This is a genomic window from Ruegeria sp. (assembly GCF_965243365.1).
In the GTDB taxonomy this organism is placed as follows: domain Bacteria; phylum Pseudomonadota; class Alphaproteobacteria; order Rhodobacterales; family Rhodobacteraceae; genus Ruegeria.
This window is the reverse complement of record NZ_CBDEUW010000001.1, coordinates 790,049-814,072: the sequence shown is the minus strand read 5'-3', so window position 1 is coordinate 814,072 and position 24,024 is coordinate 790,049. Positions and strand designations below refer to the sequence as shown.

Sequence of the window (24,024 nt, the reverse complement as noted above, 5' to 3'; positions counted from 1 at the left end):
GGGAAATTCCCTGCACTGGTGTTCCGGTCCGGGTCAGACGCCGTAGCGGGCCATGAACATGTCGACGGCCTGCAGGGCGACTTCATCGATTTCCTGCTGGGTAAAGCTGGATTGAATGCCAAAGGCTGCGCGGTTCCAGATGCGAACTTTGCAAAGCTCTGACATCTGAGCGGCGGCGATCTGAACATCCTCGACCACAAGTTCGCCTTTTGCGACAGCTTTCTCCAGATATTCTGCCAGATGACATTGCCCGTTCTTGGGGCCTGCCTGATAAAACGCGTGCCCCAGCTCGGGGAAACGGTCACTTTCCGCAATGCAGATGCGGAAGACCTGTTGCGCAAAATCCGACACCAGAAACGCCGCCAACTGAGTCGCGGCGATGGTCAGAACCTCTCGCGCGGGTTTTGTCTCGTCAATCATTGACAGGACGTGGTCCGCCATCCGTTCGCATTCATTTTGAGCGACTTCCATGAACAACAAGCGTTTGTCCGGGAAATAGCTGTACAAAGTCGCTTTCGAGACGCCTGCCGCACGGGCGATATCGTCTACGCTTGCGCCTTCAAACCCATCCGCCATGAAAACTTCTCGGGCCCCGCGCAAGACCTGATCGAATTTACGACCAGTGCGCAGAATTGTGGCGGCTTGGGTCATGTCAGTTCCTTAAGTGGCGTGATAACGAATTTATAAACCGTTTGGTTTAGATTCAACGATTTTCGTATACATGACGGCGCATAAATCTACTTCCTGATCGGTTTGCAATCTCTTCGTTGACATGGTTGGTCGAAGAGCTTACTCGGACCGCAAACCATGTTAGGACACTGGGCATGGTCGAGATTTTTTTACGTACCCTACCCTTCTTCGCGATAATTGGCTTGGGATACTGGGCTGGGCGCAGCTGGTTTTTTCCGCAGGAAGCCACGGCTTACCTGACGAAATTTGTTTTTTATTTCGCCTTGTCCGCAATGTTGTTTCGCTTTGCGGCCACCTTGCCTTTTGCCGAGATATTCAACGGGCGACTGGTGATCGGCTATCTTATTGGTACCGCAGGAGTTTATGGCTTGGCGACCCTGGTGGCCTATATGCGTGGGCTTGATATTCCTACGGCAGCCGTCGAAGCGCAGTGTGCGGCCATCGGCAATGTTGGTTTCCTGGGTCTGCCGATGCTGGCGCTTTTGTTCTCTGAGGCGGCGATCGGTCCTGTCATGCTTGTGCTGACGGTTGATCTGGTGGTGTTTTCCTCGCTTATCGTGATTTTGATCAATGGAGGGCGGGACGGAAGGCTTAGCCTTGCAACGCTGCGGTTGATTGGCGTCGGGTTGCTGAAGAACCCAATGATTTTGTCAATTTCGGCCGGGTTGATCTGGTCCGCTTTGCGCATCCCGGTCCCTGTGCCATTGGGCGATTTCCTGACAATCCTGGGCGGTGCGGCCACGCCCGGGGCCTTGTTCGCAATTGGGGCATCCTTGGCGGGGAAGTCGGCGGAGCGGGTTGAGATCGCGGCATGGCTGACGCTGTGTAAACTGGTTATCCATCCGATTTGCGTTGCAGTGATGTTGATCTGGCTGCTTCCAATCGATGCATTTCCTGCGTCAGTCGCCATTGCAGCGGCGGCGCTGCCGGTGGCAGGCAATGTCTACATGTTGGCGGCGCATTATGGGGTTGCACCGCAGCGCGCCTCGGCGGCTATTCTTCTGTCCACCGCAGCCAGTATCCTGACCGTGCCGCTAATCATCGGTTGGGTTGGCACACCCTGATCTTCACCTTTGCGAGAATTTTCTTCGTCGCAACTGCGTGGACTTTACGTCGGGCGCGTGGGTCGTTAGCCATGTCACAAACCCATTGTAAGGAATTTGCCAGATGGAAACCCTTTCGGAAAACGCCTGCTTTGGCGGTGTACAGGGCGTTTATCGCCATAGCTCTTCGGCCTGTTCATGCGACATGACATTTGGCCTCTTTTTGCCGGCCGAAGCCAAGGATGGTCCGGTTCCCGTTTTGTGGTACCTGTCCGGGCTGACATGCACCCATGAGAACGCCATGACCAAAGCCGGTGCGCAAGGCTGGGCAGCCGAACAGGGTATTGCGCTGGTTTTCCCGGATACATCCCCTCGCGGTGAAGGTGTGGCTGATCATGCCGACTATGATCTGGGCCAAGGGGCCGGGTTCTATGTCAACGCAACACAAAAGCCGTGGGCGCCGCATTTCCGCATGTGGGATTATGTGGCGGAAGAACTGCCCGGCCTGCTGGTGCAGAATTTTGCCATCGACGCCGAACGTCAGGCGATCACTGGGCATTCGATGGGTGGTCATGGTGCTTTGACGCTGGCGATGTCGCTGCCAGGGCGGTTCCGTTCCGTTTCGGCCTTTGCACCGATTTCGAACCCGGTGAACAGCGATTGGGGCCGTAAACAGCTTAGCGCCTATCTGGGTGAGGATGAGGCGGCATGGGCCCCCCATGACTCATCGGTTTTGATGAAAGAAAAAGGCTTCGATGGTCCTGTCCTGATCGATACCGGAACCGATGACCAATTCATGGACCTGTTACGCCCCGAGGCTTTGGCCAATGCTATCGCCGAACGTCGTCAGCAAGCCACGAACCGAATGCAACCCGGATATGACCATTCCTATTTCTTCATCTCGACCTTCATGGAGGATCATGTCTCGTTCCACGCCGAGGCATTGTACGGGGACTAAGGCATGAGCAAGTTCGATTACGATCTGATTATCATTGGCTCCGGCCCCTCGGGCCGGGCGGCGGCAATTCAGGCGGGCAAGTTGCAGCGCCGGGTGCTGGTGATCGATCGCAAAGATCGCTTTGGCGGCGTGTCTGTTCACACTGGGACAATCCCATCGAAAACGCTGCGCGAAACGGTTCTGAACCTCTCTGGTTGGCGTGAGCGCAGCTTTTACGGGCGCTCCTATCGGGTAAAGGATCAGATCCGGGCCGAAGATCTGAAGGCACGCCTGCACATGACGCTGGACCACGAAGTCGATGTGCTGGAACATCAGTTCAACCGAAATCATGTGGAAACAATGAACGGGTTGGCCAAGTTCACCGGCCCGCATGAGATTGAAGTCGCATCAGACGCTGGCGAAACTACGCGCCTGACAGCTGCAAAATTCCTGATTGCGACTGGCACCAAGACCTATCGGCCCGATTATGTGCCTTTCAACGGCAAGACGATTGTCGACGGGGATGAATTTCTTGAGATGGACGAAATCCCGCGCTCGCTGTGCGTGATCGGCGCGGGTGTGATCGGTGTTGAATATGCCACCATGTTTTCGGCGCTGGATGTGCGGGTGACTTTGGTCGAACCGCGCGAGACCTTCCTGGATTTCATCGACAAGACGTTGATCCACGACTTCACACATCAAATCCGCGAAAACGGAGTGGACTTGCGCCTGGGGGCGGCGGTTGAAAAGATCGAAGATGCAGGCTCTCACGTCGAAGTGTCGCTGGACAACGGGCGCCACGTGCGCGCCGAGATGATGCTATTCGCTGCCGGGCGCATGGGGGCGACCTCGACATTGAATCTGGATGCGGTCGGGATCGAGACAGACCATCGCAATCGCATCAGCGTAGATCGCAAGACCTATCAGACTTCGGTACCGCATATCTATGCAACGGGTGACGTCATCGGGCATCCATCATTGGCGTCAACCTCATTGCAACAAGGTCGCGTTGCGGCTTGTCACGCGTTGGAAACCCCTACCCTGCCGGAAAGCCCTTGGTACCCTTACGGTATCTATTCGGTACCTGAGATTTCCACCTGCGGCATGTCCGAGGAAGAGTTGCAGGAACGCGGTATCCCCTACGAAGTCGGCGTGGCACGTTTCCGTGAAACTTCGCGCGGGCATATTATGGGGTTAGAGCACGGGATGCTGAAGATGCTATTTTCGCTGAAAACCCGGCGGGTTCTGGGCGTGCAGATCGTGGGCGAAGGCGCGACCGAGCTGATCCATATCGCGCAGGCGGTTCTGAACCTGAAGGGTACGGTCGACTATTTTGTGCAGAACACGTTCAACTATCCGACGCTGGCCGAGGCTTACAAGATTGCTGGTTTGGACGCGTTCAACCGAATGCCTATTCCGGATGAATTCAAGGTGAAAAAGAAACCCGCTTCGCCCGCCAAGAAAGAGGCAAAAAGCGCGTGACAACTCTTTATGTCGATGGTGACGCCTGTCCGGTCAAGATGGAGGCCGAGCGGGTGGCAACGCGACACAAGATTCCGATGGTTTTGGTTTCCAATGGCGGGTTGCGGCCGTCTGCCAACCCTTTGGTACAGGTTGTGATCGTGGCGGAGGGTGCTGACGAAGCCGACAAGTGGATCGCTGAGCGTTGCGGTACAGGCGATGTTGTTGTCACGTCTGATATTCCACTGGCCGCGAAATGCGTCGAGGCGGGGGCTCGCACTTTGCGCCCGAGTGGTGAGGCCTTCACGTTAGCGAATATCGGCCAGCAACTCGCCATGCGTGACCTGATGGCCGACTTGCGCGCAGCAAACCCTTTGGGTGCCGGAGGCGGAGGGAAACCCTTTGGCAAAGCCGACCGGTCCCGGTTTCTGGACGCTTTGGAACGCGAGTTGAGGGCGGCAATTCGCACTTCGTCCTGATCTTCGGCCGAATTGCGGGCGATTTCGCTTCAAATCCGGGCATGACCTTGCAAAGTTCAGGCGAAACATACGGTCTAAGGGAGGCAGCGCTATGAAGGTGAACGGCGAACATTATCGCTCGATTTGGTGGGACAAAGCTTCAGGTGAAGTCCGGATCATTGATCAACGGTGGCTACCACATGAGTTTCGAATTGTAACTCTCAAAACTCTGGATGAGTTTGCGACCGCGATCCGGGATATGTGGGTTCGCGGAGCGCCTTTGATCGGTGCGACGGCGGCCTTTGGAATTGCCGAGCAGATGTCGCGGGACAGCTCGGATGCGTCATTTGACACAGCTTATGACGTGTTGAATGCAACCCGACCCACTGCGATCAACCTGCGCTGGGCCCTGGACCGATGTCGGGCTGCATTAATGCCTTTGGCACCTGCTGACCGGGCGGCGCAGGCATGGCAACTTGCCCAGGAGATTTCGGACGAAGACGTTGAGATCAACGCCTCAATCGGACGGCACGGTCTGGACCTGATCCGGCAAATTGCAGCGGGAAAACCAGAAGGCGAGCCCGTGCGTTTGCTGACACATTGCAACGCTGGTTGGCTGGCGACGGTAGATTGGGGTACCGCGACCAGCCCCATGTACCATGCGCATGAGGCAGGCATTCCAGTGGAAATCTGGGTGGACGAGACACGGCCGCGCAATCAAGGTGCGTTGACGTCTTGGGAGTTGGGTGAGCACGGTATTCCCCACCGCTATATCGTGGACAATGCAGGTGGGCATTTGATGCAGCACGGGCTGGTGGACGCCGTCATAACCGGGACAGATCGAACTACCGCACAAGGAGACGTTTGTAATAAAATCGGTACCTATCTGAAGGCCCTGGCCGCCCGGGATAACGGAGTCCCGTTCTACGTTGCCCTGCCCTCTCCTACGATTGACTGGACGGTTCGGGATGGTGTTGCCGAAATCCCGATTGAAGAGCGCGATCAGCGAGAGGTCACGCATGTTTTGGGTATCGGTGAGGCCGGTGCCGTGATGGATATCCTGGTTACGCCAAAAGGCACGGAAGGTGGTAATCCGGCATTTGATGTTACGCCCAACCGTCTGGTGACCGGCCTGATTACGGAACGTGGTGTGTGCGACGCGTCGGCGGAAGGACTGGCGGCTCTGTTCCCTGACAAGGTGAATTAACACTTTCTTAGGTTTCATCCCGGAAGGGTCGAAAAAGATCAAAGGGCGCGAATGATGATTGAAAACTGGTATGTTACTGAAGACGCACAAAAATGGCGTCGCGAAGCAGGAACGGACCCTGCTGATCAGGAGCTGGGAGAACGTGTTTACACATCGCGCCTGATTGGGCAGAACCCCGACTTGCTGATGCATGGTGGCGGCAATACCTCGGTCAAGCTGGAGCGCCCTGATTTGTTCGGCATCATGCAGCGTGTTCTGCATGTCAAAGGTTCCGGCTGGGATCTGGACACGATACTGGCACCGGGATTGCCGGGCGTCTGGCTTGATCCGCTCATGAAACTTCGCGCGCTTGAGACCCTGTCGGATTTCGACATGGTGAACGTGCAGCGCGCAAACCTTCTGGACTCAGGAGCGCCCAACCCGTCGGTTGAAACGTTGCTTCACGCATTTCTGCCGCACAAATATGTCGACCACACCCACGCTACGCCGTTTCTGGTTCTGGCGAACTTGCCAAATGCCGCCGAGGTCTGCCGCGAAATTTTCGGCGACCGTCTTGGCATCGTTCCCTACATCATGCCGGGGTTTGGTTTAGCCAAAAAAGCTGCCGAAGTTTTTGAGGAAAACCCCGATGTTGAGGGCCTACTTCTGTTGCAGCATGGTCATTTCACCTTCGGTGCGACGGCGAAGGAAAGCTACGACAAGATCGTGTCACATACCAACGAAGTGGCCGAGTATTTTGGGATGAAGGAACGAACCCCTCTTGGCGAACGATACCCTGCCCCGGATTTGGCAGTTCTGCCGATGCTTCGCGGTATCATCGCTGACGTTTCAGCGGGTCGGGACGATGCAATGCCGATCTTCGACCTGCGAAACTGTCCGGACGTCATGGAGTTTTTCAGACGATCGGACATTGACGCATTGGCCGCGCGGGGCATGGCGTCTCCTGATCATGTATTGCGGACAAAAGGTTGCCCGCTGGTACTTCGGTCCGCAGACATTCTGGGTGGGCGCGCGTCGGTACAGCAAAAAGTCGAAGAATTTGCGAAAGACTACCACGCCTATTTCGAACGCCAGGCCGCGCAAGCCAACGAACCCAAAACAGTCCTGACCGCTGATCCCAAACATGCCTGGATCGAAGGGGTCGGCGTTGTGGGGATGGGGTCAAACGCCATGGCGGCCTCGATCGCCGCAGACTTGGCCGAGCAGAACCTTCGGGTCCGCGCTGTTGGAGAGGATGCCGGGGGTTTTTATCCGCTGGATGAAAAGGATCGGTTCGATTGCGAATACTGGTCTTTGGAACAGGCAAAGCTTGGTAAAAGCACGCCGCCTCCGTTCCAGGGCAAGGTTGTCATGGTAACCGGGGGCGCTGGGGCGATTGGTCTGGCGGCTGCAAAAGCATTTGCTCAAAAAGGTGCCAATGTTCTGTTGGTGGACCAGCAAAAGGCAGCTTTGAAGGCGGCGGCTGAAGATCTGGGGCCGTGGCACGCTGCGTTTGCTTGCGATCTGACGCAGGACGGTGCTGCACAAGCTGCAATGGAGGCTGCCGTCCAGCAGTTTGGGGGGTTGGATATTCTGGTATCCAATGCCGGTTCGGCGACAGGTGGTGCTTTGTTAGATATGGACGACGCGGAGTTTCGCGCCGCTTTCGAATTGAATTTCTTTGCTCATAAGTCCATGGCCTTGGCCACTGCTCGTGTCATGCAGTCGCAAGGACGCGGCGGGCAGCTTTTGTTCAATATCTCCAAGCAAGCGATAAATCCGGGGCGAAACATGGGCGCGTATGGTACACCCAAGGCTGCGACGATGTTCCTGCTGCGACAACTGACTTTGGAACTTGCTGAGTCCGGTATTCGGGTGAACGGAGTGAATGCGGATCGTATCCGGTCGGGCCTTCTGACCGAAGCCTTCATCAAAGAACGCGCTGCGGCGCGCGGCGTGTCCGAAGAAAAATACATGGCTGGCAACCTGCTGGGCCGTGAGGTTGAGGCCGCCCACGTCGCCGACGCTTTTGTCGCATTGGCCCAGATGGAGCGGACAACAGGACATGTCGTGACGGTCGACGGCGGGAATACCGAGGCGGAGCTACGTTGATTTCACAGCCCTCAGGCTGCGGCGGTCGCCGTTGGTCTGTTCTCGCGAATAGGCAAATGAACGATAGCGCTGAACGCTCCGACAGCGACGCCGATCCACCAGACCATCGTATAATCGCCAAACTGATCATACATCCGGCCGCCCAGCCAAACACCCAGAAAGCCACCAATCTGATGGCTGAGGAAGATGAACCCGTAAAGTGTACCCATGTAGCGCAGCCCGTATAGGTGAGCGACGAGTCCGGATGTCAGCGGTACGGTTGCCAACCACAACGATCCCATCACGATCGAAAATACGATGACGGACATCGGTGTGATTGGTAAAAGAATGAATGCCGCTGCCGCGACAGTACGTGCGGTGTAAATTGCAGCCAGCAGATACTTCTTCGGGAAATGGTTTCCGGCCCATCCTGCAATCAGCGTTCCGCCAATGTTGGCCAACCCGACCAGAGAGATGGCGACCGCCCCCAAGGCCGAGGTGGTTGTGATTCCCAAGGAATGCAAAATACCGCCGGGTTGGATCGGCCCGCACATCTCGGTTACGAAAGCGGGAAAATGGGCGGTGATAAATGCCAACTGATAACCACAACTGAAAAAACCAAGAAAGATCAATGCATAAGATGGGTCGCGAAAGGCTTTACCGAGAATCTGGCTCATGCTCTCTTCTAGTTCAGCTTTGCTGACTGCTTGCGGGGCACGCATGAATGGAAGTGTCAGAACCAGCGCCAGAATTGCCACGGCGAAAACGATAAAAACCTGTTGCCACGGCAAAAAACTCAGCAACCATTCGGCGGTTGGGGCTCCGATAACCTGTCCAAAACTGCCCGCGGCTGTGACAATCGCCAGCGACATGGATCTGTTCTTGTCCGACGAAGCGCGTCCGACCACTGCCAGAACCACACCAAAACCTGTACCGGCAATGCCAAAGCCCACTAGCCAAGCATACATTTGATGCCCAAAAGGTGTGACGGACCACGCGGAAAGAACCATCCCCGCGGCATAAGTCAGTGCGCCCAGAATGATGGCTTTCCGATCACCAATTTTTTCGGCGATCGCAGCGAAGATCGGTTGCCCTATCCCCCATGCCAGGTTCTGAATGGCAATGGCCAACGAAAAATCGGTGCGAAGCCAGCCAAACTCGCTGGCAATCGGGATTTGGAATACTCCGAATGAGGCGCGCACAGCAAAGCTGACCGTGATGATGATGCATCCGACGATCAGGATGGGGTTCAACAAGCGGGTCGGTTGCGACATGTACACCTCGGGGTTTTCGACGGGCGAAGTTATCGGTTTTTTGTGATGCGTCAATTCAGGAGTTTTGCTGTCGAGGTTAACCAAATTTGATGCGTGATTGGATTGTCGGCTTTTCAAGCCGCAGAGCGGGCGCTATGGCTCGGACATGACGGATTTGATTTCGCTTTATGAAAGCCGCATCGCCGACGGCATCCTGACCCGTGACGACGCGCAAGAGGCTGTTCTGCCCGAATTTGAACGCATTCGCGCGGCTTTGGCTGTTCCGGTCAAGCGTGGGTTTTTTCGAAAACCCCCTCCTCCGCCAAAGGGGTTGTACCTGTGGGGCGGCGTTGGGCGCGGCAAGTCAATGTTGATGGATATGTTTGTTGAAACGTTGGACGATGTTCCGGCGCGGCGCGTGCATTTTCATGCGTTCATGCAGGAAATCCATTCAGGGTTGCACAAGGCGCGTGAGGACGGGGTCGAAGACGCATTGGCACCTGTCGCCGATCAGGTGATGAAGTCCGTGCGTGTGTTGGCCTTTGATGAAATGCAAATCACCGACATCACGGATGCAATGATTGTCGGGCGGCTTTTTGACATGCTTCACGACGGCGGGGTTGTCGTCATCACCACATCAAACCGCCATCCGGACGATCTGTATAAGGATGGTCTGAACCGTCAGCTGTTTTTGCCGTTCATCCATCATATCAAAGAGACATTGGAGGTGAGAGAGTTAATCTCGCCCACAGACTATCGACAGAACCGGCTTGAGGGGTCGCCTGTCTACTTTACACCGATCGGCCCGGAAGCGCGGGCAAATATCCGCGCCGTCTGGACTGATTTGTCCGGTGGGCCAGCCGATCCGCTGGTCCTTAAAGTCAACGGGCGGGACGTCGAGATACCCGCCTTCCGGAACGGTGTTGCCCGGGCTACGTTTTATGATTTGTGTGGCCGAATGTTGGGGCCGGCTGACTATCTGGCCGTAGCTGAGGCTGTTAAAGTTCTGGTGCTTGAGGACATCCCGCGCCTGTCTCGGAATAACTTCAATGAGGCAAAACGGTTCGTTACGCTGATAGATGCATTATACGAGGCGAAAGTCCGGTTAATCTGTTCCGCTGCGGCCGATCCGGAAATGCTGTATGTCGAAGGCGAAGGAACATTCGAATTCGAACGTACGGCGTCGCGCCTGCGTGAGATGCAGGATGTAGATTGGGGAAAATAGGGGCTCTGCCCCCGCCGCGCTTTGCGCAGCTCCCCCGGGATATTTTTGGCCAGATGAAGCTTTAGCCGTTCTCGCGCAGGATGTTGCCCGCAAGATAGAGCGAGCCACAGATCAGGATGCGCGCGTCAGGGGTTTGGGCAATGATCGCGGCGAGCGCGTCCGACACGCTTTCAGCAGTGGTGGCGGGCAAGTTAACTTCAGCGGCTGCGGCTGCGGTCTCTTGTGCGCTAAGCGTGGCGGCTTCGCCCGGGATGGATACGGCGGTCAGGCTGGTGGCCTGGGCAGCGAGCGGTGCCAGATAACCTGTGACGTCCTTGGTGTTCAGCATGCCGCAGATCATGTGGGTTTGTTTGGGCGGGAGCTTGCGCAACACATCTGCCAGCGCGACACCTGCGGCGGCATTGTGGCCGCCATCCAACCATATTTCTGCCTGGGCCGCCTGATCGACGAGAGGGCCGGTTTTTAGCCTTTGCATGCGGGCAGGCCATTCCGCTTTGGTTACCGCAGCTTCGTATGCGTCGTCGCCGAGGTTCAGGTGCCGAAGAACAGCAAGCGCGGCACCTGCGTTCTGGATCTGGTGTGCGCCCATTAGGTTCGGTAATGGCAGGTCACGCAAGCCGGTTTCGTCCTGATAAATCAGGCGGCCGTTTTCTTCGTGAACGTGCCAGTGTTGGCCATGAACCAGCAGCGGCGCGCCAAGACGAGCTGCGGTGTATTCTATGACCTCTAGCGCTTCGTCCTGCTGCGGTCCGACAATGCAGGGTACTCCGGGTTTGATGATCCCCGCTTTTTCCGCAGCAATTTTACCCAAAGTATCGCCCAGGAATTGTTCGTGATCGATCGAAACCGGGGTAACTACGGTCACCGCGGGCTGTTCAATGACATTTGTTGCGTCCAGACGGCCGCCCAGCCCGACTTCGAGCAGGGTATAATCTGCTTTTGCGCGGGCAAAGGCCAGTAGGGCCGCGCAGGTCGTAATCTCGAAATAGGTGATGTTTTCACCACCATTGGCAGCGTAGCACTCATCCAGAACTGCCGTCAGGGCTGGTTCGGAAATCAACTCTCCGTCCAATCGGATGCGCTCGTGAAAACGGGCCAGATGGGGGGAGGTATATGCATGCACAGACAGCCCGGCCCCTTCGAGGCCCGCACGGATCATGGCCTGGGTGGAACCCTTGCCATTGGTTCCGGCAATGTGGATCACCGGCGGCAGTTCGGTTTGCGGGTTACCTAGCGCATTCAGCAAACGCCAGACGCGATCCAAGGTCAGGTCGATGATCTTGGGGTGCAGCGCCATCATCCTGTCCAGGATGGCGTCCGAGGTCTGGCGGGTCATTTCTCGACAGCGTCTTCGGTGGTGGCTTCTGCCTTGGACTCTTCCAGGGTTGGGGCCGGCAGGTCGCCTTTGACGGCAGGTGGCTGGTTCATCAGCATCCGGGTAATTGTAATGAGTTCTTCCCGCATGTCGGTACGTTTGGTGACGCGGTCCAGCATTCCGTGATCCAGCAGGTATTCCGCGCGCTGGAAGCCTTCGGGCAGCTTCTCACGGATGGTCTGTTCGATCACGCGCGGTCCGGCGAAACAGATCAGCGCGTTGGGTTCCGAGATATGAACATCGCCCAGCATTGCGTAGGACGCGGTGACGCCACCGGTGGTCGGATGCGTCAGAACCACAATGTACGGCAGTTTTGCTTCTTTCAGCATTTCGACCGCGACAGTGGTGCGTGGCATCTGCATCAGGCTGAGAATACCTTCTTGCATCCGCGCGCCGCCCGCGGCCGAGAACAGGATCAGCGGGCGCTTCAGCTTCACGGCTTCCTGAGCGGCGGCTATGATGGCGTTGCCGACATACATGCCCATCGAACCACCCATGAACGAAAAGTCCTGAGCTGCGGCAACGATGGGCGTCCGCCCGATTTCGCCGGTAGCCACCAGCATTGCCTCTTTCTCGCCAGTCTTTTTCTGGGCTGCCTTCATGCGATCAGGGTATTTTTTCTGATCACGGAATTGCAGCGGGTCGTCTTTTGGTGCAGGCACCGCGACTTCCGAAAAGATGCCGCCGTCAAAGAGATGGTTAAAACGTTCTCGCGGTGTGATCGCCATGTGATGGCCGCATTGCGTGCAGACATTCTGGTTTTCTGCCAGTTCTCGGTGGAACAGCATCGTTCCGCATTCATCGCACTTGTGCCACAGGTTTTCAGGCACTTCCCTGCGCGAGAAGATCGAGTTGATCCGGGGGCGGACATAGTTTGTGATCCAGTTCATGTCGGAACCTTGCTGATACGGCGTTGACGTCAAATAAGACGCAACGGAAGGAAATGCAATCAACGCCTGAGCGCAAGACGTGCCGCCAGCCAACCTACGATCATTATGCCGAAATCCACGTAAAGCCATTGCCGCACGATGCCGGTATCTGACATCGAATAAGGTAAATGGTACAGGGACAGCCCACTGAGGCTGTCGGGCATGGAAATCAGCAGGAGAGCTGAGAGGTTGTTGAAGAAATGCAGCGAAATCGCTGGTCCCAATGTACCGGATCGTGCGGTCAGATCGGCGGTCAGTACTCCGAAAACGCAAGCCCAGACTGCAACGAGTATTGCATTGTCCTGAGCCACGGCAGGGGCGTAGTGACCAAATGCGAATAACACCGACGGCAGCATCATCCAGATCAGCGGTGATCGGAAACGGGCGGCGAGGCTTTGCTGGATATACCCACGAAACAGAATTTCTTCGGCACTGGTTTGCACCAGAACAGCCGGAATGGACAGCGGTAAAAGAACCAGCCAGTCTGCCCACGACAGGTTGGGTATCAGCGTGGCACCCATGTTGTAAGGTGGAAGGACCAGCAGGATCGCACCCACCAAAAGTAGCGCCCGAGACACCCGCCAGAAATGCCAGATTGCGTCGGCGCGATCCCCAATGATTGAACCGAGCGTGCGATGCTGCAGATTTTTTGCTGCCACTGCAACGCCAAGTGTTGCAGAAGCAAAGCTGAACAGGACAACCAGCAGAGAGATCGGTGTCGTCCCGTTCAGGAAATCCGCGACCCAATCCGGTGGTCCAAGGCTGGCGACCACGACAAACAACGCTGCGTTCATGGCCAAAATCAGGATTGTGACAACGCACAGCCCAACAACAAGGCGCCAGATTTCGGGGTAGTAGCGTGCCTCCGATACCAACCTTTCGTGATCGGCATAAGCCGGTCGAGGCGTGTCACCCTGCATTTTGGGGCTCCGACGTCTGGGGCTCTTCCCCGATGGTCAGGTTCGATTCGCGTATTTGCTCTCCCAATGCGGTCAGGGTGCCGGCGACACTTTCCAGCAAGTGCATTGCGACACCGGCGTCACTTTCAATGACAGCGCGCAGCTCTTCGGCACCGATTCTAAGAAAAGTGCAGTGCGTGTTGGCCACCAGATCAAGTTGACGCGGTTCGCCGGTAATGATCGCAAGGTCGCCGATAAGGCGACCGGGCTCGACGGTGGAAATCGCCCTTTTTTGCCCATTCTTGGCGTGCCAACGCAGGCTGGCTTCTCCCGAGATGCAAAGATAAGCGGCATCCGGCGCCTGACCCCGGGCAAAGATGGTTTGCCCGGTCGCGGCTTCGTACCATTGCGCCGAGAAGGCCAGCAGCCTTTGATTTCGGCCATCAAGGCGCGAAAAGAGCTCACTTGACGAGATTATGTTGAGTTTTTGGACCAAATCGTCTGACGCGCTGTCTTCCATCTCGGGCCTAGTACGCGATACGCCATCAATGCGGCCGTCTTTGATTTCGACGAACAGGTCATAGGCTTCCGGATGAGCGAAATGATCTTCCATGAAGATCATGATCGAGTCCGGCAGCAATTCACGCAGTTTGAGCCGTGTACGCAGGCGGCTTTCGGAATCGTGGCTTGCCAGCGCTTTGTCCAGGATCAGCAGATCAGGCCGTTTGATACCGGCGCGCGAAAATGAAGCACGCTCTTGAAAGACCGTTGGCAGATTGTTCCCGCCCAGACCCGATGGCAGGTCATAAATGATAGCTGCGGCCCGGCGACGTAGCCCGGCTTCGTTCAGGACTTCGGCGACAAGGTCTTCGATCTCTTCGGCATGAGAACCCGCCATGATCGAGACGCGCCCATATAGAGCGTTTTCAAGGGCAGTCAGGCGCGGCAGGTAGACGTCCGGCGATACGGGAACAAACATACCCTTCAACGCGTTGCGCAGCTGCTCTGCCCGGTTCTGCCGGATGGAGAGAATCTTGTCTTTGTACTCGTCGGGGAAATTGGGGCCGATTTGTTCCGCGGTCAGCATAAAGGGGACAGTCAGCAGCAATGCCCGATCCTGATCGCTCAGCTCGTTATCGCCTTTCGCGCCGCGGCGTTCCTGAATGTCGAGAAGGCGGTGGTACATGTCCTTTGACAGCCCAAGGCGCAGAAACAACGGGTGATCCGCCCCATCTCGGCCAAAAGTCTGGTTCAGCGTTTCCAGGACGGCGTTCGAGATGTTCAGCGCGTCGCTGTCCAGGTTGTGTGCCGCCAGCATCGACAGAAAGCGCCCGTCCCCGGCGAGCAAGTCGGGTGAGATGTCGCGCGAAGGGGCCGAGAACAGAAGGTTTCCGCCCAACGGAACCGCCGGGTTAAAGGTGTCCGGGTCAAAACGGTAGACGTATTTGTCCAGGCCCCGTTCCAGCAGGCGTTCGGCAATCGTGTCTCGCAGATCCACGATTTTCTGGGCAAGGACCGGATGCAGATCCGGATCGAACTGGGACCTTAAGGTTCGACGGAACATAAATTCGTCAATCCCCATCGCCTCGACCAGTTTGAACCACCAGTCGCGGATATCTTCGATATCCTCCAACCCGGCAAGGCCGGGGTCGATCCACTCTTCATCGAGGGAATCCGGGGTGTTTCCAGCCCGTACTGCCTCAATCTGACGGCGGGATGGTACTTTAAGTGTATCCTCGTCCGCCCTGGGGTGAGTACGCAAGGGCATCATCAGGTTGTCCCCTAACGTACCGTCAAACAGGTAGGGGCGGGAATAGGCATAACCGATCCGGGCCGCGATCACCTTTTGGTGCAGGGCGTTCAGGTTGTGGCCGTCTATGATGACTTCTCCCTGCACCGGCAGGATCTCACGCGTGAGCAATTGGGCCAATGCACTGCGCTCGGCGGCATGTGAAGACTGAATCGCTACGCGCGCGCCTTTAGGAATTTTCAGGTCTATGTCTTCCAAGATCGTTTTGCCGTCGTCGTCCCGAACTGTCACATTGTGCAGTTCGACATCGCCGTTCAGCCGGGGGATCGAATCCGGTTCCCCTTCAAACAGCCTTTCCGGGATCATGTTCGAAGGAGCAAAGCGTTCCGTAACAATTTCCCACCGCAGGGACATGTCCTGAACCTGATTGTAGTAAGTCAGCAGATCTTTCCAGGGTCCGCTGAGATCTTTGTAGGCGGCCAGTGCCGCAACCAGGGCACCAACGGTCACCTCACCCTTGATCGCAAGATACCCGCCCACCGAATAGAACAGGAACGGCGTCATCTGAGTGATCAGGTTGTTCAGAAATTTCATGAAGAATTTCTTGTTGTAGATCTTGAAGCGGATCTCGAACAAGGTGCCCAGACGGTCGCTGAACTGGGCCAGACGATACCGCCATCCTCCGTTGGTGCGCAGATCGCTGATGCCAGCGGCGCTTTCTCCGATTTCCGAGCTCAGACGGCGAACTTCCTGAATTCGGTCCTTGTTCAACAGGTTGATCTGACGCTGTAATTTCGGGATCAGCCAGGCCTGTAGGGGGATCAATGCAATGCTGGCCAAGCCGAACCAAACGCTTTGCATGAACAGGAAGGTGACGATGGTCATCATCTGGCCGAACTGGAATACAGGCTGCGCAATCGCATCGCCCATCAGGCCGCCCATCGGTTCAGCTTCGGAAGTGATCATCGACACCAGTTCACCCTGACTGGTTGTGGCGAAATAAGATTTTGGAAACCGCATCGACCGGCTGATCAGGGTGTACCGCAGGCGGCGCAACATGCGCTCGGCCAAAACACCCTTCATGGTGTTGATACGCATTTTCATCAAACCGCTGGCAATCACTGTCGCCAGGAAGGCACAGCACAGGATCAGCAGGTAATGAACCTGCGATACCGTAAATCCAAGCACGGTCACCGTGTCCGTAGGAGAGCCGATCGCGTCGTTGATGATCTGTTTTGGCAGTTCCAGCGAGACGTACAGGAAGGGAAACGACAGAACCGTCAGAAGCAGCAGGACCAATTGCTGCTTTTTTGAATATTTCCAGATGAATGAAAATAGGGTGGGTTCCATGCCCTGCCTTATCGCTTTTTGTTTTGATGCGCCGCCAGAGCGCCGAAGGTATGTTGCGTATCGAACTATTGCAAGAATGAGGCCGGTCGTTCAGCCGTCAAAACACCGGGAAGCAAATCGATCCTGTTCACAATGCAGGAGCTTTGCGGGCGTAATCTTGCAATACGGGTTTATTCCCCATGCTTGTTTTGTCTAAAGAGGGGCGATCAAAAGCGTAGAGAACATGGGCGGAATTCTGGATCGTTATCTGAACCGAAAGGTTCTGTCATTTTGGCGGCGGGCCGCACACGTGGCTGACCATGCACCCACGCCTGGGTTGCGACGTCAGCGTGACGCAGCACGCCGGTTGCGGTTTCAATTGGACCGTTTCATTCAAAAAGCAGATGCGCGTTTGATTCGCCCGGAAATCGGGTCATCGCAGTTCCCGACACCGGTCGGTACTGATTGGACGTGGCGTCCCGACCTTTGGCGCAGCCCTCTGTCACGTCCGGGGGTTGCCTCTGTCTTTCGGAAGATGGCAATCGACGGGCAGGCGACCCTTTTTCACGATTGTGACCTTATGGAGATTACCGCCCGGCAGATCAGAAATCGCAGGGATAATGATCTTTCGCCTTTTAGCCTTGTGATTGAAGTGCTGGATTTCCAGGGTTCCTTTCTTTCCGTTTCAACCGAGCTTCCTCTCGCAGGGGCTCAGGGTTTGACACGCCAGCATCTGATGCGCGTCGATGCTGTGCTGAATGCTGAGCGCCCGGTGACGGCATTTGCGCGGCTCAATATCCAACATGGGCCAAATACCGAGCAGGTTTTGAGAGAGTTGGACGCAAGCTTGCCAACGGTCTCTATGGACTTTGATCTCGCGCATCTGAGCCTGAATGAAAGGCGCATCGAAAAGGTCTGGCTGGATCTGATTTTTGACAACCCTGCCATGAACCGAATTGTGGTGCGTGATCTGACATTCTGTCGACACCATCGCGCAGATATGTGAGGGGGGTGGCATGACCAAAGTAGTTCTCACCCCAACACGGTTCGAAAATGGCGTCTACGAAGGGCATCTTGCTGGTTCCAGCCCACCTCAGATTGAAGTCCAGTATCTTGGCGAGCCGCTTGCCGGGATCGAGATAACTGCTGAGGGAGACGGGTGGCGGCTCTGCGTTCCAGTGCCGATGAGCGCTGTTTCAGAAGGCGTGCATTCATTTGTCATCGTCGATAGTGCCTTGGGTGAGAGGTTGGGGTCTTTCACCCTTATGGCCGGGTCACCCGCTGCAGATAATTTGCTGGCAGAAGTTGATTTGTTGCGGGCTGAATTGGATATGCTCAAACGTGCGTTTCGCCGCTTGCATCGTTCGGAAGACTAAAACGCGACCACCTACGCCGTTGCCCTGACAAGCAAATTCCCTATCTTTTTCGGGTATTCCATGCATCATGACCGTGTCCGGAACAAGCGGAGCGGCCCTATGGATCGAACAAGTATCTTAAAGGTCATTACCCTGATGGTGACGGCCTTTGGTATCGGCATCGATTTCACCGGTGCGCTGATGTTGGTTCCGGCCATCGAAAACAGCTTCGATGCGGACATCACAAGCACGCAGTGGGTTTTGAACATCTATGCGCTGTTTTTTGCGATGACGATGGTCGCCGGCGGACGGTTGGGCGACATGTATGGTCACCGAAAAATGATGATCATAGGCTTGTCCATTTTTCTGTTTGCTTCCGTCTTGTGTTTTGTTTCGCCTGGTCTGGATTATCTGATTGGTGCCCGGGCGTTGCAGGGCATTGGTGCGGGATGTGTCTGGCCTTGCACATTGGCCTTTGGGGCAACCAAAGTCTCAAAGCCCGAGCATCGCGCGCTTGTCATGGGATTGATTCTGGCGGGCGTAACCACCGGCAACGTTTTTGGCCCGATGATCAGCGGTGCGGTTGTAAATTTTGGCGATTGGCGGATGTTCTTTCTGGCAAATGTTATTTTTGCCTGCATTTCCATGGTGACCGCGATCATTTTGATGGAAAAGGAAACCCAGCACAAAAAAGGCGAACATATTGATTTCGCTGGCATGGGGATACTGTCTTTCGCGGTCCTGCTGCTGCTGTATGGGCTGGACGTGGGTGCCGATTGGGGATGGACGTCGGTTCCGTTACTGCTGCTTTTCTTTGTCAGCGCCATTCTGTTTTTTCTGTTTCCAAGGGTGGAAAAACGGGTGAAGGAACCATTGTTGTTACCCCAGTTGATGCAGAACCGAGAGTTTCTGATCACGCTCGGCCTGAACATGTTCAATGTATCGGCGGTTTTTGTCGGGCTGCTGTATTTCCCGCAATACATGCAAAAGGTTCTGGGTTGGTCCGTTTTTCAATCAGCGTTGGGTCTGGCCCCTTTGACAGTCCTATTGGCCGTCGGTTCGATTATTTCCGGAACTCTCTATAATGATTTTGGTCCTAAGCGCTTGTTAGTCTGGGGCTATATCTGCGTCACCGCAGGTGCCGCCAGTATCGTGGTGATGCCTGCCGGTTTGGGTTATCTGCAAATTCTTCCCGGTATGACCCTGATGGGCCTAGGTGCGACCCTGACAGTCGGTCCGTCCGGCACCGCTGCGGTTTGCGCGGTGAAGCCGGAACGGGCAGGTCTGGTCGGCGGGCTGAGTTTCATGACCCATTTGGTTTACGGCGCAATCTCGGTAGCCTGCGCCACTGCCGTTATGTATGTGACCAGTCTGGCAAGCTTGCGCAACCAGTTGAGCGCAGACGGTATTTCGATGTCGGATGCGGATCAAAGGGCGCTTAACGGAGGGACGTTAACAACAGATTCGGCAACAGCAGTGCTTGCAAAGCTGAATTCCGCAGAAGCTGAAAAGGTGAAGTCGGCAATCGCTTCGGCCTTCGATACCGGTATGAACATGGCCTTTGTTTTTGCAACTCTCTCTGTCGCGGTCGGTATATTACTTGCTGCGAAGCTGGACGAGAAAAAGCTGCACAAGGTCGAAGGATGACCTAGACAAAGGGCCGCTAACTTACGCGGCCCCTGTCATTTGTTTTGTTACTGAGACGGTCCAGCAGGATTAAAAGCCGACAGGCCTTTCAGAATATCGATGGCATAGGCCAGTTGATAATCTTCTTCCCGCAGCTCAGCCGTCTTTTCGGCCTTTGCCCGGTCCTCTTCGATCTGGCGGATTTCATCCTCGCTGAGGCTGTCGTTGTTCAGGCTGCCGCGCAGATCGGCCTCGGACCGGGTGGGGCGATCATCCTCTTCCTCATCGGTTTCCACAGCGGGGCGCGGCTGTTCGACGATAATGTCGGGGCTGACACCCAGAGCCTGAATAGAACGACCAGATGGTGTGTAATAACGCGAGGTGGTCAGGCGCATCGCCCCGTCGCCGCGTAGCGGCATCACAGTCTGGACCGAGCCTTTGCCGAAGCTTTTGGTTCCGACCACGATTGCGCGATGATGATCCTGAAGCGCACCAGCCACGATTTCCGAGGCAGACGCCGAGCCACCATTGATCAGAACCACAATCGGTTTGCCTGCGGCCAGATCGCCCGGAGTTGCGTTAAAACGCTCTCCATCCTGCGGGTCACGGCCGCGGGTCGAGACGATCTCGCCCTCGTTCAGGAATGCGTCAGACACTTTAATCGCCTGCGTCAGCAGACCGCCGGGATTGTTCCGCAGATCAAGAACGATACCGTTTACGTTTTCAATGCCGCCAGCTTCTTCGATCTGTTCCTGAAGACCGGATTCCAGATTGGGGAAGGTCTGATCGTTGAACGTTGTCACCCGAAGAACAACACTGGTGCCTTCGGTACGGGCACGAACAGCCGTCAGCTTGATCGTGTCGCGGATGATCGTGATGTCAAACGGTTCCTGCTCGCCGTCGCGTACCACGGTAATCACGATCTCGGACCCAACCGGACCGCGCATAAGCTCGACCGCTTTGTCGAGCGTCAGGCCCAGGATGCTTTCGCCATCCACATGGGTAATGAAATCGCCCGCCTCGATTCCGGCTGCATCCGCCGGTGTGTCATCGATTGGCGATACAACTTTGACAAAGCCCTCTTCCTGAGTGACCTCGATACCCAACCCACCGAACTCACCCCGTGTCTGAACGCGCATTTGCTCGGCGTCATCGGGTGACAGGTAGCTGGAGTGCGGGTCAAGCGAGGTCAACATGCCGTCAATCGCAGCCTCGATCAGATCTTCCGGCTCGACTTCTTCTACATATTGGGCGCGGATGCGCTCGAAGATATCACCGAACAGGTCCAGTTGCTGGTACACGCTGGCCTTGCTCTCGGCTTCTTGGGCCAACAGAGGGCCCGCAATCTGGGTTGTTGCAACGATGCCTGCCACGGTTCCGGCTATGCCGGCGATCAGAAATCTTTTCATACTCGTCTATCCATTCCTATCCGTCCGAAACCATGATTCCGGGTCTACGGGAGTGTTATCCTGTCTTACCTCTATATAGAGCGTTTCTGACCGGTCAGTTCCAGTGCCATCACCGCTTGTTGACGTAATCGCGCCGATTTCCGGCATTTCGCCGGGCATCAGACCGACCGGACTGCCTTCGGGGATGACTTCTCCGTTTTGACCATAGACCTCTTGCAGGCCCGCGAAAACGAATAAAAGACCGGGCTGCGGTTCCAGGATCACCAGATTTCCCATATCCAGCAACGGCCCGCGATACCGGATGGTCGCCGAGGTGGGCGTTGTGACCAGTGCGCGTGGACGTGTACCCAACACAAGACCGGGGCGCGTCACCCCGGCGGCATCCGTTTCTCCGGCGCTGTGCAGCAGTATCCCTTGCGCGGGCAGTGGAATCTGGCCCTTTCGGTTCTCAACACTGGCCTGCGATTCTTCAATTTCGCCCGCAGAGATTTCTGAAAGTCCGCTGGCGAAACCATCGAGCGTTTCAGTGGACGAAATCAGAATTGCAGTTCGAATCGGGTCTTCAACAAAACGCTGCGGTAAATCTGTGCGATCCGCAATGGCCTCGCTGAGCCTTGTGCGGGCATCCTGAACACCGGTCAGCCCCTGCGTCAGGGTATTGGCGGCGTTCTGTTGCAGCTTGCGTAAGGTCTGAACCTCATTCAGGTCCTTTGCCAGTGCCAGTGCCCGCGCGTTCAAGCCGGGCGTGACTTCGGACAACATCATGCCAGTTCGCGCGGCGCCCAAAGGGCCGGACGGATGCAGCATCAGAACAGGTGGTGCCGTCGTCTCTATGGTTTGCATCACTCCCAGCAATTGGGCGATATCCTGCTCTTGCGCCTGCAACTCGGCACTTAGCTGCGCTTCACGCAATGTGGCCTTGCGCAACCCATCCCGCATAGCAGTCAGCCCGGCCTCAAACGCTTGAATGGTTTCTGTCAGGGCCTGCACCCTGTCGCGGGCGCTGTCTGCTTCGGTTAAGGCGATTGAAGCCTGTTCAAGCATTTGCGCGGCATCCAGCGCCGCTTGCGAAGCATCGTCCTTCTGAGCTTGAACCTGAAACGCCCAGAGCATGAGTGCAGCGGATGCGGCAAGCCTTTTCATTTCAGCAGGCTTTCTCCGGTCATTTCCGGGGGTTTCGGTAGTTCCATCAGGTCCAGGATGGTAGGTGCCAGATCAGATAGTCGACCATCCCGCAGCACTGCCCCATCCGGTCCGCCGACAAGGGCGACCGGCACCGGGTTCAGCGTATGCGCAGTATGCGGCCCGCCGGTTTCAGGGTCGACCATCATTTCGCAATTGCCGTGATCGGCGGTGACAATCATTGCGCCCCCTGCCTTTTTCAATGCTGCGATTACCTGAGCCAGCCCGTGATCCACCGCCTCACACGCCTTGATTGCGGCGTTCAGGTCACCGGTATGGCCGACCATATCGGGGTTGGCGTAGTTGGTCACGATCAGATCGTACCCGGCCTCGATCGCCTCAACAAACTTCGCGGTCACTTCAGCCGACGACATCTCGGGTTGCAGATCATACGTCGCCACTTTGGGTGATTTAGGCATAAAGCGATCTTCGCCAGGTTCCGGAGTTTCCTTGCCGCCATTCAGGAAAAATGTGACATGAGGGTATTTCTCGGTCTCTGCCAGCCGGAACTGGCGCAGGCCGTGTTTTGCGACCCAGGCACCAAGAGTGTTCACGATGTCGCGCTTGGGAAACACAGTCGTCATATAGGCATTATGCCCGTCCGAATATTCCACCATCCCCAGCAGAGCCGACAGTTGCGGGCGCGGGCCGGTGTCGAAATCGGCAAAACCGGGTTCTCCAATCGCGCGCAGAATCTCTCGCGCGCGGTCGGCACGGAAGTTCAGGCAAAAGAACCCGTCGCCATTCTTAAGACCTTCATAGCCACTCAGAACGGTTGGCGTAATGAACTCGTCGGTCTCGGATTGGTTATAGGCGTGATCAATGGCCCCATGAGCGCTGTTGGACGCTCTCCCCTGCCCTTTGACCATGGCGTTGAAGGCTTCCGACACGCGTTCCCATCGATTGTCGCGATCCATGGCGAAGTAGCGCCCGCTAACGGTCACGATTTTTGCGCCTTCAGGCAGGCGGTCTTCAAGCTCAGCAATATAGGTAAAGGCTGATTTTGGGGCCACGTCGCGCCCATCGGTGATGGCGTGCAGGGCCACCGGTACGCCTGCATCGGTGATTGCCTTCACCGCCGCAATGATATGATTCAGATGCCCATGCACGCCGCCATCTGAAACCAGTCCTATCAGGTGCGCAGTGCCGCCCGATGCTTTGACCTTGGCAATAAAATCCTTCAGCGCCTCATTTTCAAAGAATGACCCGTCTTCGATCGCCAGATCAATCTGGCCAAGATCCATGGCCACAACACGCCCCGCGCCAATATTGGTATGCCCGACCTCAGAGTTGCCCATTTGCCCACTGGGCAGCCCAACATCAAGGCCATGTGTGATCAACTTGGCATGAGGGTCGTTGGCCATAATAGCGTCAAAGGTCGGGGTTTTTGCCTGAAATGGCGCGTTGGCAGTCGTGTCATCCGACAGACCCCAGCCGTCAAGAATGCACAGGACAACAGGCTTGGGCGCGGTCATTGGGAACTCCGGTTACTGCTCTTGGCCCACCTTCTACCCCTTGCCCGCCCGGGGGTGAACCGCATTTTGCGCGTTGAATGCGAATTCCCTTGACGGTCAGTTGGCTGCCGAGTCCTTACGCTCCATCTGCGCCAACATCTTTTTGGCGCGCTTGCATTGTAGTTGATCGCGCAAGGGGCTGTCCGGGTCGATATCCTTGTGGCACACCACGCATTTGTCGGCCCCTGAAATCGCGTTCAGGCCGCCGCAGCTGCCTTTGATGGTCTTGCCCATCAGCAAGACACCCAACGACATGCCAATAACGATGATCAGCAACAGGAAGAAGGCCAGTAAGAAGGTGCTCATTGCGGT

General features: G+C 56.2%; 20 protein-coding genes. 10 read left to right on the top strand and 10 right to left on the bottom strand.

The window, feature by feature from the left end; translation table 11 throughout:
- Window positions 1-33: 33 nt before the first annotated feature.
- Window positions 34-651, bottom strand: a complete 618-nt coding sequence (locus ACP0GE_RS03665) for a TetR/AcrR family transcriptional regulator (RefSeq protein ID WP_424830649.1) — start codon at window positions 649-651, stop codon at window positions 34-36.
- 173 nt (window positions 652-824) lie between these two features.
- On the opposite strand from ACP0GE_RS03665, the gene ACP0GE_RS03660 reads away from it, so the two are divergent.
- The 6 genes from ACP0GE_RS03660 to ACP0GE_RS03635 all read left to right on the top strand — a co-directional run bounded on the left by ACP0GE_RS03660 (window position 825) and on the right by ACP0GE_RS03635 (window position 7,887).
- Window positions 825-1,754 carry an AEC family transporter gene (locus tag ACP0GE_RS03660; protein WP_424830648.1) on the top strand — a complete coding sequence of 310 codons (930 nt, stop codon included), beginning with the start codon at window positions 825-827 and terminating at the stop codon, window positions 1,752-1,754.
- A gap of 103 nt (window positions 1,755-1,857) precedes the next feature.
- Entirely contained in the window at window positions 1,858-2,691 is an 834-nt protein-coding gene (fghA, locus tag ACP0GE_RS03655; protein ID WP_424830647.1) for an S-formylglutathione hydrolase, read from the top strand.
- A 3-nt stretch (window positions 2,692-2,694) separates the two neighbouring features.
- The gene (sthA, locus tag ACP0GE_RS03650) at window positions 2,695-4,152 is read left to right on the top strand and encodes a Si-specific NAD(P)(+) transhydrogenase (protein WP_424830646.1); all 1,458 of its coding nucleotides are present in this window, start codon (window positions 2,695-2,697) and stop codon (window positions 4,150-4,152) included.
- On the top strand, window positions 4,149-4,610 hold the full coding sequence (locus ACP0GE_RS03645) for a YaiI/YqxD family protein (protein WP_424830645.1): 462 nt from the start codon (window positions 4,149-4,151) through the stop codon (window positions 4,608-4,610). The genes sthA and ACP0GE_RS03645 overlap by 4 nt, the downstream gene beginning before the upstream one ends.
- Before the next feature lie 91 nt (window positions 4,611-4,701).
- Complete coding sequence (gene mtnA, locus ACP0GE_RS03640; protein ID WP_424830644.1) at window positions 4,702-5,796, top strand: S-methyl-5-thioribose-1-phosphate isomerase; 1,095 nt, start codon at window positions 4,702-4,704, stop codon at window positions 5,794-5,796.
- 51 nt (window positions 5,797-5,847) lie between these two features.
- Window positions 5,848-7,887 carry a bifunctional aldolase/short-chain dehydrogenase gene (locus tag ACP0GE_RS03635; RefSeq protein ID WP_424830643.1) on the top strand — a complete coding sequence of 680 codons (2,040 nt, stop codon included), beginning with the start codon at window positions 5,848-5,850 and terminating at the stop codon, window positions 7,885-7,887.
- A gap of 11 nt (window positions 7,888-7,898) precedes the next feature.
- Here ACP0GE_RS03635 and ACP0GE_RS03630 read toward each other — a convergent pair whose 3' ends face one another.
- The gene (locus tag ACP0GE_RS03630; RefSeq protein ID WP_424830642.1) at window positions 7,899-9,140 is read right to left on the bottom strand and encodes an MFS transporter; all 1,242 of its coding nucleotides are present in this window, start codon (window positions 9,138-9,140) and stop codon (window positions 7,899-7,901) included.
- Between the two features lie 145 nt (window positions 9,141-9,285).
- On the opposite strand from ACP0GE_RS03630, the gene zapE reads away from it, so the two are divergent.
- On the top strand, window positions 9,286-10,344 hold the full coding sequence (gene zapE / locus ACP0GE_RS03625) for a cell division protein ZapE (protein ID WP_424830641.1): 1,059 nt from the start codon (window positions 9,286-9,288) through the stop codon (window positions 10,342-10,344).
- Window positions 10,345-10,405: 61 nt separating this feature from the next.
- Here zapE and ACP0GE_RS03620 read toward each other — a convergent pair whose 3' ends face one another.
- From ACP0GE_RS03620 to ACP0GE_RS03605, 4 genes are read right to left on the bottom strand one after another with little or no spacing between them, the layout of a single operon-like run.
- Window positions 10,406-11,680, bottom strand: a complete 1,275-nt coding sequence (locus ACP0GE_RS03620) for a bifunctional folylpolyglutamate synthase/dihydrofolate synthase (protein WP_424830640.1) — start codon at window positions 11,678-11,680, stop codon at window positions 10,406-10,408.
- Entirely contained in the window at window positions 11,677-12,609 is a 933-nt protein-coding gene (gene accD / locus ACP0GE_RS03615) for an acetyl-CoA carboxylase, carboxyltransferase subunit beta (protein ID WP_424830639.1), read from the bottom strand. The genes ACP0GE_RS03620 and accD overlap by 4 nt, the downstream gene beginning before the upstream one ends.
- A 59-nt stretch (window positions 12,610-12,668) precedes the next feature.
- Window positions 12,669-13,568, bottom strand: coding sequence for a lysostaphin resistance A-like protein (locus tag ACP0GE_RS03610; protein ID WP_424830638.1), 900 nt, complete (start codon window positions 13,566-13,568; stop codon window positions 12,669-12,671).
- On the bottom strand, window positions 13,558-16,647 hold the full coding sequence (locus tag ACP0GE_RS03605; RefSeq protein WP_424830637.1) for an ABC transporter transmembrane domain-containing protein: 3,090 nt from the start codon (window positions 16,645-16,647) through the stop codon (window positions 13,558-13,560). Before ACP0GE_RS03605 ends, ACP0GE_RS03610 begins: the two co-directional genes overlap by 11 nt.
- A gap of 223 nt (window positions 16,648-16,870) precedes the next feature.
- On the opposite strand from ACP0GE_RS03605, the gene ACP0GE_RS03600 reads away from it, so the two are divergent.
- The 3 genes from ACP0GE_RS03600 (at window position 16,871) to ACP0GE_RS03590 (ending at window position 19,628) form a co-directional block, all read left to right on the top strand.
- Window positions 16,871-17,632, top strand: coding sequence for a DUF6478 family protein (locus tag ACP0GE_RS03600; RefSeq protein WP_424830636.1), 762 nt, complete (start codon window positions 16,871-16,873; stop codon window positions 17,630-17,632).
- Window positions 17,633-17,642: 10 nt separating this feature from the next.
- Window positions 17,643-18,002, top strand: a complete 360-nt coding sequence (locus ACP0GE_RS03595; RefSeq protein WP_424830635.1) for a hypothetical protein — start codon at window positions 17,643-17,645, stop codon at window positions 18,000-18,002.
- Between the two features lie 99 nt (window positions 18,003-18,101).
- The gene (locus tag ACP0GE_RS03590; RefSeq protein WP_424830634.1) at window positions 18,102-19,628 is read left to right on the top strand and encodes an MFS transporter; all 1,527 of its coding nucleotides are present in this window, start codon (window positions 18,102-18,104) and stop codon (window positions 19,626-19,628) included.
- Between the two features lie 47 nt (window positions 19,629-19,675).
- On the opposite strand, the gene ACP0GE_RS03585 is transcribed toward ACP0GE_RS03590, so the two are convergent.
- From ACP0GE_RS03585 to nqrM, 4 genes are all read right to left on the bottom strand, one after another.
- Window positions 19,676-21,016: a S41 family peptidase gene (locus tag ACP0GE_RS03585; RefSeq protein WP_424830633.1), complete on the bottom strand. Its 1,341-nt coding sequence runs from the start codon at window positions 21,014-21,016 to the stop codon at window positions 19,676-19,678.
- Window positions 21,017-21,022: 6 nt separating this feature from the next.
- Complete coding sequence (locus tag ACP0GE_RS03580) at window positions 21,023-22,159, bottom strand: murein hydrolase activator EnvC family protein (protein ID WP_424830632.1); 1,137 nt, start codon at window positions 22,157-22,159, stop codon at window positions 21,023-21,025.
- Window positions 22,156-23,673: a 2,3-bisphosphoglycerate-independent phosphoglycerate mutase gene (gene gpmI / locus ACP0GE_RS03575; protein WP_424830631.1), complete on the bottom strand. Its 1,518-nt coding sequence runs from the start codon at window positions 23,671-23,673 to the stop codon at window positions 22,156-22,158. The genes ACP0GE_RS03580 and gpmI overlap by 4 nt, the downstream gene beginning before the upstream one ends.
- Before the next feature lie 96 nt (window positions 23,674-23,769).
- A complete protein-coding gene (nqrM, locus tag ACP0GE_RS03570; protein ID WP_424830630.1) occupies window positions 23,770-24,018 on the bottom strand; it encodes a (Na+)-NQR maturation NqrM in 249 nt (82 codons plus the stop codon).
- Between the last annotated feature and the right edge of the window lie 6 nt (window positions 24,019-24,024).

Excerpts from the sequence above, each read along its gene's own strand:
- ACP0GE_RS03665 (WP_424830649.1), bottom strand. The coding sequence starts at position 651 with ATGACCCAAGCCGCCACAATTCTGCGCACTGGTCGTAAATTCGATCAG.
- ACP0GE_RS03580 (WP_424830632.1), bottom strand. The coding sequence starts at position 22,159 with ATGAAAAGGCTTGCCGCATCCGCTGCACTCATGCTCTGGGCGTTTCAG.
- ACP0GE_RS03635 (WP_424830643.1), top strand. The coding sequence starts at position 5,848 with ATGATGATTGAAAACTGGTATGTTACTGAAGACGCACAAAAATGGCGT.
- ACP0GE_RS03590 (WP_424830634.1), top strand. The coding sequence starts at position 18,102 with ATGGATCGAACAAGTATCTTAAAGGTCATTACCCTGATGGTGACGGCC.
- zapE (WP_424830641.1), top strand. The coding sequence starts at position 9,286 with ATGACGGATTTGATTTCGCTTTATGAAAGCCGCATCGCCGACGGCATC.
- gpmI (WP_424830631.1), bottom strand. The coding sequence starts at position 23,673 with ATGACCGCGCCCAAGCCTGTTGTCCTGTGCATTCTTGACGGCTGGGGT.
- nqrM (WP_424830630.1), bottom strand. The coding sequence starts at position 24,018 with ATGAGCACCTTCTTACTGGCCTTCTTCCTGTTGCTGATCATCGTTATT.
- ACP0GE_RS03585 (WP_424830633.1), bottom strand. The coding sequence starts at position 21,016 with ATGAAAAGATTTCTGATCGCCGGCATAGCCGGAACCGTGGCAGGCATC.
- ACP0GE_RS03600 (WP_424830636.1), top strand. The coding sequence starts at position 16,871 with ATGGGCGGAATTCTGGATCGTTATCTGAACCGAAAGGTTCTGTCATTT.
- ACP0GE_RS03630 (WP_424830642.1), bottom strand. The coding sequence starts at position 9,140 with ATGTCGCAACCGACCCGCTTGTTGAACCCCATCCTGATCGTCGGATGC.
- sthA (WP_424830646.1), top strand. The coding sequence starts at position 2,695 with ATGAGCAAGTTCGATTACGATCTGATTATCATTGGCTCCGGCCCCTCG.
- ACP0GE_RS03660 (WP_424830648.1), top strand. The coding sequence starts at position 825 with ATGGTCGAGATTTTTTTACGTACCCTACCCTTCTTCGCGATAATTGGC.
- mtnA (WP_424830644.1), top strand. The coding sequence starts at position 4,702 with ATGAAGGTGAACGGCGAACATTATCGCTCGATTTGGTGGGACAAAGCT.
- ACP0GE_RS03620 (WP_424830640.1), bottom strand. The coding sequence starts at position 11,680 with ATGACCCGCCAGACCTCGGACGCCATCCTGGACAGGATGATGGCGCTG.
- ACP0GE_RS03595 (WP_424830635.1), top strand. The coding sequence starts at position 17,643 with ATGACCAAAGTAGTTCTCACCCCAACACGGTTCGAAAATGGCGTCTAC.
- ACP0GE_RS03610 (WP_424830638.1), bottom strand. The coding sequence starts at position 13,568 with ATGCAGGGTGACACGCCTCGACCGGCTTATGCCGATCACGAAAGGTTG.
- fghA (WP_424830647.1), top strand. The coding sequence starts at position 1,858 with ATGGAAACCCTTTCGGAAAACGCCTGCTTTGGCGGTGTACAGGGCGTT.
- ACP0GE_RS03605 (WP_424830637.1), bottom strand. The coding sequence starts at position 16,647 with ATGGAACCCACCCTATTTTCATTCATCTGGAAATATTCAAAAAAGCAG.
- accD (WP_424830639.1), bottom strand. The coding sequence starts at position 12,609 with ATGAACTGGATCACAAACTATGTCCGCCCCCGGATCAACTCGATCTTC.